The following is a 9,569-nucleotide window of genomic DNA, read 5'->3' as shown; positions in this document are numbered from 1 at the left end:
TCGATGTAACGCCGCCATCTTGGCGGTTCCTTAATACCGCCAAGATGGCGGCGTTACGGATGGTTTTGCGTAAGTCCTACTTTAATCATTGTCAGTTCCCAAAGCACCGGGAGCACCAATTGCAGTCCGAGTTGGCGAACAGGTGATAATCATTACTGCTAGGGTTAAAATGTAAGGCAAGGCATTAAATAAGTAGTAGTAAGAATCTACTCCTACTGATTGCAAAGCTGGCCCGATTGCTTGTGCTCCTCCAAACAATAAAGCTGCATATAAACATTGCACGGGATTCCAACGGGCAAAAATTACTAAGGCAACGGCCATTAATCCTTGACCGCTAGAAATCCGTTCTGTCCAACTTCCAGGGTAATAAAGAGATAAGTAAGCTCCGCCAATTCCTGCTAAGAAACTCCCTACCATAATGCAGGCTGTCCGCACCAATTTTACAGGAATTCCCATCGCTCTAGCGGCAGCAGGATTGTCACCAACGGCACGGATAAATAACCCCCAGCGCGTGGATTTAAAAAACCACTGCATTGCTGGTGCTATGGCAACGCCGATGATAAATAAAGGGCTAATTTTTAAGGCTGATTGAATTGCTGGCTGATTAATCCAAGCACCTAATTGAATCGTGGGTAATTGGGGTGCTACGGGTTGAATGAAAGGTTTGCCAAAAAAGAAAGCTAAACCGCTTCCGAAGATAATCATGGCAATGCCAACTGCGACATCGTTAACGTTGGGACGTTGGGATAGCCAAGCGTGAATTGCGCCTAATACCATCCCAGAAATTCCTGCTGCTAAAACGCCTAACCAAGGTGACTGAGTAAGGTAGGAGATGGCGTAGGCACTCATCGCACCCATTAATAAAGTGCCTTCTAAACCGAGGTTGATTTTGCCACTTTTTTCAGTGAGACATTCGCCGAGACTAACGAATAGAAAGGGGGCGCTTCCTCGCAGTGTTCCTGCTACGATTGCGACCGGGACTCCCCACCACCCTAAAGTTTCTGTTGACATGATTGGTTAGTTGTTAGTTATTAGTTATTAGTTGTTGGTTAAAAGAAACCGGGTTTCTTAGAAAAATCTTCGATTGTAACTAGATATCTATGAAGAAACCCGGTTTCTGACCGAGGCTCACCCACTCTAAGTTATCTTTCGTTTATCTGTCTTGTTGCTTGAAAAATGGTAATTTTCCGTAAAGCGATTCACTAAATAGAATCACTAAGAAAACTAATCCTTGAAAAACTAAAACTGTGGCATCTGGGAGGTTATGCGATCGCTGCAAAATTCCTCCACTTGCTAAAATTCCACCTAACAAAATCGAAACTAGGACAGCAGCTAAAGGATTTTGTCGGGCAATGAACGCTACTAAAATACCGCTGTAACCGTAACCTGCATTGAGGGATTCATTGGCTTTTCCGTGTACTGCTGCCACCTCTATCATCCCGGCTAAACCTGCACAAGCACCTCCCAGAAAACAGATAATTAATGTTAATTTTCCTACGGGTAATCCTGCCATTCTAGCTGCGCGAACATTACCCCCTGTTGTCCGAACAGCAAAACCAAAGGTAGTTCGCTGAATCAAGATATATGCGATCGCGCACACAATTAGCCCAAAAATCAAGCCGTAGTGAACTCGCGTTCCCGGCAAAGTTCCCAGCATATTAACATCAGCAAGGGGATAGCTAGAAGGTTTGTTCAGGGAACTAGGATCGCGCATGGGGCCGCCGACTAAATGATTCAAAAGCGCGATCGCGATATAATTGAGCAATAAGCTGCTAATGGTTTCATTCACGCCTCGGTAATAACGCAGCGCCCCAGCTAAGGCGATCCACAAACCACCAGCAATAATTCCCGCGATCGCCATTCCCAACTGCACAATAGTTGGCGGTGCACTGTTTAAAGCTAAACCAGTGGCGATCGCGCCGATTCCCCCGATGACGATCGCTCCCTCATTACCAATAATCACTAAGCCTAACCGAGCAGGCAAGACTGTACAGAGAGAACTTAACATCAAAGGCGCAGCACGAATTAGGCTATTTTGGAAAGAAAACCAACTCCCAAAAGCTGCTTTATAAATCGAGCCATATACTGCTAATGGATTAGCACCTGCTGCCGCGCAAAAAATCCCGAATAATAATAGCGAAAATACTAAAGCAGCTACGGGAATAGTAACCTTTTCTAGTACCGAACGCCAGTTTATTGAGGATGGATTTCTTGATATAACTTGAGTAGTCATAGGCTTAATTGGTAATTCCTAATTGTTAACTGTTAACCGTTAACTGTTAACCGTTAACTGTTAACCGTTAACTGTAATTTCTAATTACTGCCACTTTGTTGTTAGTTGTTAGTAATTGGTGGTTGCTAATTTGTAGTTGCCAATTGCTAATTGCACCTAACAACTAACACCTAACAACCAACAACTAACAATTTATAATCAACTCGTACTTCCCAGTACACCTTCCACCAACCAAGTCATCTTTTCTAGTTCTGGATCTTGTTGTTTTAAGTCCTTGCCAGCAGGAATTATAACTTTTCCAGTATTGTCCTTCATTTCCCCCTTATAAATTACTAAAGTTCCATCTATTAACTTCGCTTTTGCCGCATCAGCATCCTTTTTCGCTTGCTCGCTTACCACTGCACCATAGGGTGATAACTTACAAAAACCTTCCTTCAAAGCACCACGTACTAAGTGCGGAATTCCCCCATCCATCAGGTTTTTGCCCGCTAAAAGCATCTCGGCATATTCTGAATAAATTTTAGCCCAGTCCCACTCAGCACCAGTGAGATATCCTTTAGGAGCCAAAGCTGCTTGATTGGTATGGTATCCCGTACAATAAATACCCCGTTTTTCCGCAGTTTCCATGATCACTTTCGGGCTGTCTACGTGACAAGTAATAACGTCAATTCCTTGATCTGCCATACTATTAGTAGCTTCAGCTTCTTTCACAGGCAAAGACCAATCGCCTGTAAAAATGACTTGCGTTGTAATCTCCGGTTTAATGCTCCGTGCACCCAGGGTATAACTGTTAATATTTCGCACTACTTGGGGAATAGGTTTAGCTGCAACGAACCCTAACTTTCCGCTTTTAGAAGTATGAGCTGCTACAATTCCCGCTACATATTGGGCTTCGTCAATATAGCCATAATAGCTACCTATATTGTTAGGATGCTTGGCTGCATCGTAAAGCCCTCCTGCGTGGAAAAATTGAATAGTAGGATTCTCTTTTGCTACTTTGATAATATGCGGATCGAAATAACCAAAAGAAGTAGGAAATAGGACGGTTGCTCCGTCCTGATTAATCATATTGAGCATGGTTTCTTCGGCAGCATTTGTTTCAGGCACGCTGGCCTCTTCGACTGTTTTCACTCCGGCGAGTTTGGAAACTCCTTCTTTTCCTTGCGCGTGAGCCTGATTCCAGCCATAATCATCTTTAGCGCCAACGTAGATAAAGCCCATTGTTACTACTTTGGCCCCTGTGCCCGCAGATGGCGACTCTCCTGTAGGACTTTGGCTTTGTTGGGGCGCGGTAGTCGGCGTGCATCCTGTTCCCAGACGCAAAGTAACTCCAAAAGCCCCTGCGGATAACAAACCGCGCACTACCTGACGACGACTTAAGGGTAAGGAACGTTTATTGCTCACTGCTGCTACTTTTCTCCGCAAATTTTTGAATTTTATGTAAATAATGAAATAAGATTAAAGCAGCTTCACTATATTTTGTTTGTAACTATTGATACAATTAATGTAGATGTTGAAAACTCTAAAAACTGTCAACTTTTTTCATTTCCACCAAAATCTATCTTATTGAGCTTCAAAAAGCGGGTTTGACTGGCATTAATGTAGATGATCTGTCGTTTTAAGAGTAGTGGCAATGCTGGAAATCTGGACAAAATTTATAGACAGCCAATTAATTGCGTCTAGCTCATTTATTTTACAAAGAGACTGCTACCTTTGGCAGCCAAAGTTAGTGTGGTTGCACGCAGTTTCAGACTCAGCAATAGCTATGGGTTGCTACTCGATACTAGCTATGCTGGCCTATTCGATCCACAAGCGCCAGGATCTACAATTTAGGGGAATTTTTTTGTTAATTGCCGCCGCGATCGCTTGCTGGGGAACTGCTAGCCTTGGGCATTTGTGGACGCTGTGGCATTATAACTATTGGATCTCAGGCTTTGCCAAAGCGATCGCGGCTGCCATCTTGATGTTAACAGCAGTGTTAGGAGTAGCCGCGCTCCCTAAAGCTCTAGCTATGCCAAGTTACGCCGAATTAGAAGCGGAAATTCGCGATCGCAAAGCAAAAGAAGCAGCCCTAACAGCAAGCGAACAAAGATTCCGAGCGATCTTTGACCAAGCTTTTCAACTAATTGCCCTAGTTGCCCCAGACGGTAAACTATTAGAAGTTAATCAAACTGCCTTGGATTTTGGAGGCATCAACCGCATTGGTGTCATTGGTAAGCCATTCTGGGAAACGCCTTGGTGGACTGGGAAGAAGGAAGAGAAGGAAGAAGGAAGAAGGAAGAAGGAAGAAGGAAGAGAAGAGAGGGAAGAGAAGGAAGAAGGAAGAAGGAAGAAGGAAGAAGGAAGAGAAGAGAGGGAAGAAGAAATAGAGAGAGAAAATAGAGAAATAGAACTCTCCGTTTCCAAACTTAAAACTTTAGAAAACCCTACTCAAAAACGTTTGCAAAAAGCGATCGCGGCGGCTGCCAGGGGTGAACTGATTCGCACAGAATTTGACATACCTTGTATAGACGGAACGATCGTTACCCTCGATGCTTCCTTCAAACCTGCATTTGACCAGACAGGGGAATTTAATCCGATCATCATTGAAGGGCGCGATATCACCGCACACCTCCGAACAGAAGCAGAATTGCGGCAGTACAAAAAACACCTGGAAATGATGGTAGAAGAGCGCACAGCCGCCCTGACAAAACTCAACGAACTGATGCAGCAGGAAATAGTCGAACGCCGACAAGCTGAGTGGGCTCTGCGACGTAGCGAAGAACGCTTTCAGAAATTGGCCGCCAACGTGCCGGGAATGATTTACCAGTTTTGCCTTTCAGCAGAGGGCACCATCTTCTTCCCCTTCGCCAGTTGTGGTACTCGCGAAATCTATGAGATCGAATCAGAAGAAATTCAGCAGAATGCGGCGCTGGTGATTGAGATGATACACCCAGAAGATAGCCAAAGGATATTGGACTCGATCGCCATCTCTGCCGAAAATTTGACACCCTGGACAGAGGAATATCGAATTAACACGCCTTCTGGCAAGCTCAAGTGGCTGTGGGCCTCATCTCGACCCGAAAAACAAGAGAACGGCGATATTCTCTGGGACGGTTTGACGATGGATATTAGCGATCGCAAGTTGCGCGAAGTTGAACTAGAGAAAGAACGCCAACAACTACAACAGATTATCTCTTGCACCCCCGTAGCAATGGCAATGTTCGACACGGAAATGCGCTATCTCGCCCACAGTGAAAAATGGATCGCTGATAGCCGCCTGCCAGTTCAGTCCGCGATTGGGATGTGCGAGTACGATTTGTTTCCAAATATGCCCGAACGCTGGCGCAACAAGTTAGCTTCTGCACTGCAAGGAGAGATATTCTCCTGTCCAGAGGATGTCTGGGAATGGGGAGACGGCATCAAAATTTACTTCCGTTGGGCAATTCATCCTTGGTATAATGCCAGCGGTGAAATTGGTGGTGTTGTAGTCGTCACTCACCAAATCGGCGAATTGGTGGAAGCTAGAGAAGCGGCGATCGCAACAGCCAAGCTCAAATCTCATTTCCTCGCAAATATGAGCCACGAAATCCGCACACCGATGAACGGTGTATTGGGAATGGCTCAATTATTGTTAGAAACTGACCTCGCACCCAAACAACGAGACTGTGCCGAAATCATCCGCAGTAGCGCCCATCATCTACTAAGCGTCATCAACGACATCCTTGACTTCTCGAAGTTGGAAGCGGGAAAGATGCAGCTAGAAGAGATCGACTTTGACTTAAACTCCTGCATTGAAGAAGTAGTAGAATTACTAGCAGCTCAAGCGGAAATTAAAAAACTGGAACTAGCAATTTTAATTTATAGTGCAGTGCCGCGATCGCTAAGAGGCGATCCGAGTCGTTTACGCCAAATCCTGTTAAATTTAGTCGCCAATGCGATTAAGTTTACCGAAGAAGGCGAGGTCATGGTGCAAGTCGCTCTCCGCGATCAAACTTCGACCTCAGTTTTCCTCCGCTTTGCAGTGACAGATACCGGCATTGGCATTTCCCCAGAAGCTCAGAAAAAACTATTTCAATCCTTTTCTCAGGTAGACGCTTCTACCACTCGCGAGTACGGAGGTACGGGTTTGGGATTAGCGATTTGCAAGCAGTTGACCGAACGAATGGGAGGGGAAATTGGGGTAGAAAGCGAGGTGGGTAAAGGCTCAACTTTCTGGTTTACAGTAGAGTTAAGCAAGCAGGATAACATGATTTCTCCCGCTGTTCCTTTGGCTCTAACTGGCCGCAGGTTGCTGTTAGGAACGGCCCCTCCTAGAACTCGCCAAGTGCTGCAATATTTGGCTCATACCTGGGGGATGCGATCGGATGCAGCGGCAGACTGTGCAAGGCTTTTGGCTACTTTGCGAAAAGCTGGTCAGCAGAAAAGACCTTACGATGCAGTTTTGCTGGATTTACAGTTAGTAGAACAGGGAGAAAATTTGTTAGTTGAAGTCATTCGCTCTCATCCTGAGTTTGCCCAGACCAAGTTTTTATTAATGACTTCTCTGCAACAGCGAGATTCTGCGATCGCAGACAGATTCGCCCACCATCTCAGACAAATATTAGGAAAAGACTGTTGCGACTATATCCTCAAACCTGTTAGACCTTCCCAGTTATTCGATCGGCTTTTAGGAATGACTGAAAAACTGTCAGTTGTACAAACTAAATTACTGACAGACAACAGCAAACTGAAAATATTAGTAGCAGAAGATCACCCCGTTAACCAGCAAGTGATTCTGGCTCAGTTAGGAGTTTTGGGCTATGAAGCTGAGTGTGCTGATAATGGTCAGGAAGCTCTGAGATTGTTGGCAGAGAAAAACTACGACATCGTATTAATGGATGGTCAAATGCCAGTATTAGACGGTTATGAGGCCACGCAAGAGTTACGGCGGCGGGAAGCAGCAAATAGCGATCGCCACACCGTAGTAATCGCTCTGACAGCTCACGCTCTACCACAAGATCGAGACAAATGTTTAGCCGCCGGTATGGATGACTATCTCAGCAAACCCGTCGATCTCAAAAAGTTAGAAAGGATTTTAGGGCAGTGGAGTGGGGGAGATGCGGAGCTATTGAGCGGGAGAGATGGGAGAGATGGGGAGACGAGAGGAGATGGCGGAGAAGAGGAAGTTAAATCTTCCCCAGCTTCCCCATCCTCCACATCTCCTATAGATTTGGAGCAGTTGCAAAAATTCTCTCTAGGGAAGGTGGCTTTGCAAAAGCGGCTTTTAGAGGCTTTTATTCAGACTTCTGAGGCGGATATAGCAGATTTGGAGAGTGCGATCGCGGCTAATGATTGTCTTGCTGTCGAGCAGCGATCGCATAGGATTAAAGGTGCTTCAGCTAATTTAGGGGCGCGATCGCTCTTAGATGTCGCTGCTCAATTGGAACAAATGGGGCGATCGCAATCCCTCGTAGGAGCCAGCGAACTTTTGAGCCAGTTAAAATCTCACTTCGATCGCATCCAAGATTTCATCGCAACTTTTCTCGCCGAGTAGTTCCAATTACCAGCTAAGCTACTAATTTCATGATTTTAATTATCCGCCAAAGGGCTACCTCAAAACAAATCGAGCAAATGGCAGAAATCTATTTTGGACTCTGGATTAAACTCGCCGTTGATATTAACCGAGAAATTCTAGCCGGTGGCGGTGAACTGCACTATGACTGTGAACAAATCTTATTAGAAGATGGCAGCTTACAACCCGATATCTGGGGTGCTGACTGGTACACTGAAACTAGGCAAGTTGGATTTGAATCTCTCATCAATATTCGACCCCGCCTAAATCGCAGTATGGAAATTCAAGACTTTGGTATTAGAGAAAAAGTTGAAACCATAACCCGCTGCTTATTAGAGGTAAACTAATGGAACGTCAAGCACTCTATCAAAGCTTTAAAACTTTAAACTGGCAGCAACAGTTAGGTAATTTAGCCTCAACTATCGCCACTATCTCCACCCAATCAATGATTCCCCAACACGACAAACTTACCCATCACCTCTTGCGAGAAGCCGCATTATTAATCGAATGGTGTGCTTTCAACGTACCCCCAGATTTACAGTTAGAACTCGCCCTGCTTCAAAGAGAAATAATGGCGTGGCACAAAATTTACCCCCTGGAAGAAGCGCGAAATTTGCTATCCTTACAAACTCGCCATCAATCTGAGCGGATTTTACAGATGTCTGGCTTATTACTACAACACACAAACGAAAATGTTAAACCGTTAACGGTTAACAGTTAACCGTTAACTGTTAACCGTTAACAATTAAAAAAATGACTCATCACCTTCTCAAAGCTAACTGCAAAACTGTACATTTAGGCGGTTTCTCCTGCGGATTAGAACCAGCCTTAACCATTGATTCAGGCGATCGCATTGATGTCGAAACTTATTCGGGATTCTACGTCTATGACAAAGCCCCTTCCGAGTTTCTCACCCCGGAATTCCTAGATATTTGTGAAAATTTGCCGCGCGATCGCAAAGTTGGCCCCGGCCCTCACTTGCTCACAGGCCCAATTTATGTTAACAATGCAGAACCAGGAGACGTTTTAGAAATTAAATTAGAAAAAATTTATCCTCGTTTGCCAATCGGATTCAATGCAATTCGTCCCGGATGGGGAGCATTACCCCAACAATTTGTAGAACCCAGACTGCGTTTTCTTACCTTAGATTTAAATAAAAACGTCGCTCATTTTCCCATCATCGAATCTGACAGCAAAAATCTAAAATTCCAAGTCAATATCCCCCTGCATCCCTTCTTCGGCATCCTGGGCGTTGCTACAGCAGAAAATAACCGTTCCTCTATCCCCCCTGGAAATTATGGTGGCAATATGGACAATCGAGAATTACAACCAGGCTCGCGAATATTTTTACCAGTTTTTGTGCCTGGTGCATTATTTTCTATTGGCGATGGACATTCTGCCCAAGGTGACGGCGAAATAGATGTAACGGCCATTGAAACTTCTATGAACGGCACTATACAGATTAAAATTCGTAAAGACTTAAAGCTAAGTTCTCCCGTTGCAGAAACAGCTAATGATATTATTACAATGGGATTTGCTGAAACCTTAGATGCAGCCTTTGAATTAGCACTCAAACAGATGCTTGATTTTCTAGAAAAATTTATCGGCATGAGTGCAGAAGAAGCCTATGTCTTGTGTTCCATTGCTGTAAACTTTCGGATTACCCAAGTAGTCAATAGCCCTCATAAAGGAGTTCACGGAATGTTGCAAAAGTCTATTTTGCCTCCCAGGAGTTTACCATTTTAGTTGATTGCTAATTCAGGACTTACCGTAACGCCGCCCTCTGGGCGGTTATTGCACCGC

The 9,569-nt window shown here is 44.7% G+C and carries 7 protein-coding genes; 4 read left to right on the top strand and 3 right to left on the bottom strand.

Annotated elements, in window-relative coordinates; genetic code table 11:
- Positions 1-81 precede the first annotated feature (81 nt).
- The 3 genes from PY364_RS18395 to PY364_RS18385 form a co-directional block, all read right to left on the bottom strand.
- Entirely contained in the window at positions 82-1,011 is a 930-nt protein-coding gene (locus PY364_RS18395) for an ABC transporter permease (protein WP_275524673.1), read from the bottom strand.
- 142 nt (positions 1,012-1,153) lie between these two features.
- A complete protein-coding gene (locus PY364_RS18390) occupies positions 1,154-2,233 on the bottom strand; it encodes an ABC transporter permease (protein ID WP_275524672.1) in 1,080 nt (359 codons plus the stop codon).
- Between the two features lie 198 nt (positions 2,234-2,431).
- The gene (locus tag PY364_RS18385; RefSeq protein WP_275524670.1) at positions 2,432-3,637 is read right to left on the bottom strand and encodes a BMP family ABC transporter substrate-binding protein; all 1,206 of its coding nucleotides are present in this window, start codon (positions 3,635-3,637) and stop codon (positions 2,432-2,434) included.
- Between the two features lie 385 nt (positions 3,638-4,022).
- Between PY364_RS18385 and PY364_RS18380 the strand changes: the two genes are divergently transcribed.
- From PY364_RS18380 to PY364_RS18365, 4 genes are read left to right on the top strand one after another with little or no spacing between them, the layout of a single operon-like run.
- Entirely contained in the window at positions 4,023-7,748 is a 3,726-nt protein-coding gene (locus PY364_RS18380) for an ATP-binding protein (protein WP_275524668.1), read from the top strand.
- Between the two features lie 29 nt (positions 7,749-7,777).
- The gene (locus tag PY364_RS18375) at positions 7,778-8,113 is read left to right on the top strand and encodes a DUF5674 family protein (RefSeq protein WP_275524666.1); all 336 of its coding nucleotides are present in this window, start codon (positions 7,778-7,780) and stop codon (positions 8,111-8,113) included.
- Positions 8,113-8,487: a hypothetical protein gene (locus tag PY364_RS18370; protein WP_275524664.1), complete on the top strand. Its 375-nt coding sequence runs from the start codon at positions 8,113-8,115 to the stop codon at positions 8,485-8,487. The genes PY364_RS18375 and PY364_RS18370 overlap by 1 nt, the downstream gene beginning before the upstream one ends.
- A gap of 32 nt (positions 8,488-8,519) precedes the next feature.
- A complete protein-coding gene (locus PY364_RS18365) occupies positions 8,520-9,512 on the top strand; it encodes an acetamidase/formamidase family protein (protein ID WP_275524662.1) in 993 nt (330 codons plus the stop codon).
- Positions 9,513-9,569 lie beyond the last annotated feature (57 nt).

Origin of the sequence: Kamptonema sp. UHCC 0994, from assembly GCF_029167235.1 — a bacterium.
Taxonomy (GTDB): domain Bacteria; phylum Cyanobacteriota; class Cyanobacteriia; order Cyanobacteriales; family Microcoleaceae; genus Kamptonema.
Note: the sequence above shows the minus strand (reverse complement) of the source record. Positions and strands in the feature narration are given on the sequence as shown.

Bases quoted from the DNA above. Each gene is read 5' to 3' on its own strand.
- PY364_RS18395 (WP_275524673.1), bottom strand. From the start codon at position 1,011: ATGTCAACAGAAACTTTAGGGTGGTGGGGAGTCCCGGTCGCAATCGTA.
- PY364_RS18380 (WP_275524668.1), top strand. From the start codon at position 4,023: ATGCTGGCCTATTCGATCCACAAGCGCCAGGATCTACAATTTAGGGGA.
- PY364_RS18390 (WP_275524672.1), bottom strand. From the start codon at position 2,233: ATGACTACTCAAGTTATATCAAGAAATCCATCCTCAATAAACTGGCGT.
- PY364_RS18370 (WP_275524664.1), top strand. From the start codon at position 8,113: ATGGAACGTCAAGCACTCTATCAAAGCTTTAAAACTTTAAACTGGCAG.
- PY364_RS18375 (WP_275524666.1), top strand. From the start codon at position 7,778: ATGATTTTAATTATCCGCCAAAGGGCTACCTCAAAACAAATCGAGCAA.
- PY364_RS18365 (WP_275524662.1), top strand. From the start codon at position 8,520: ATGACTCATCACCTTCTCAAAGCTAACTGCAAAACTGTACATTTAGGC.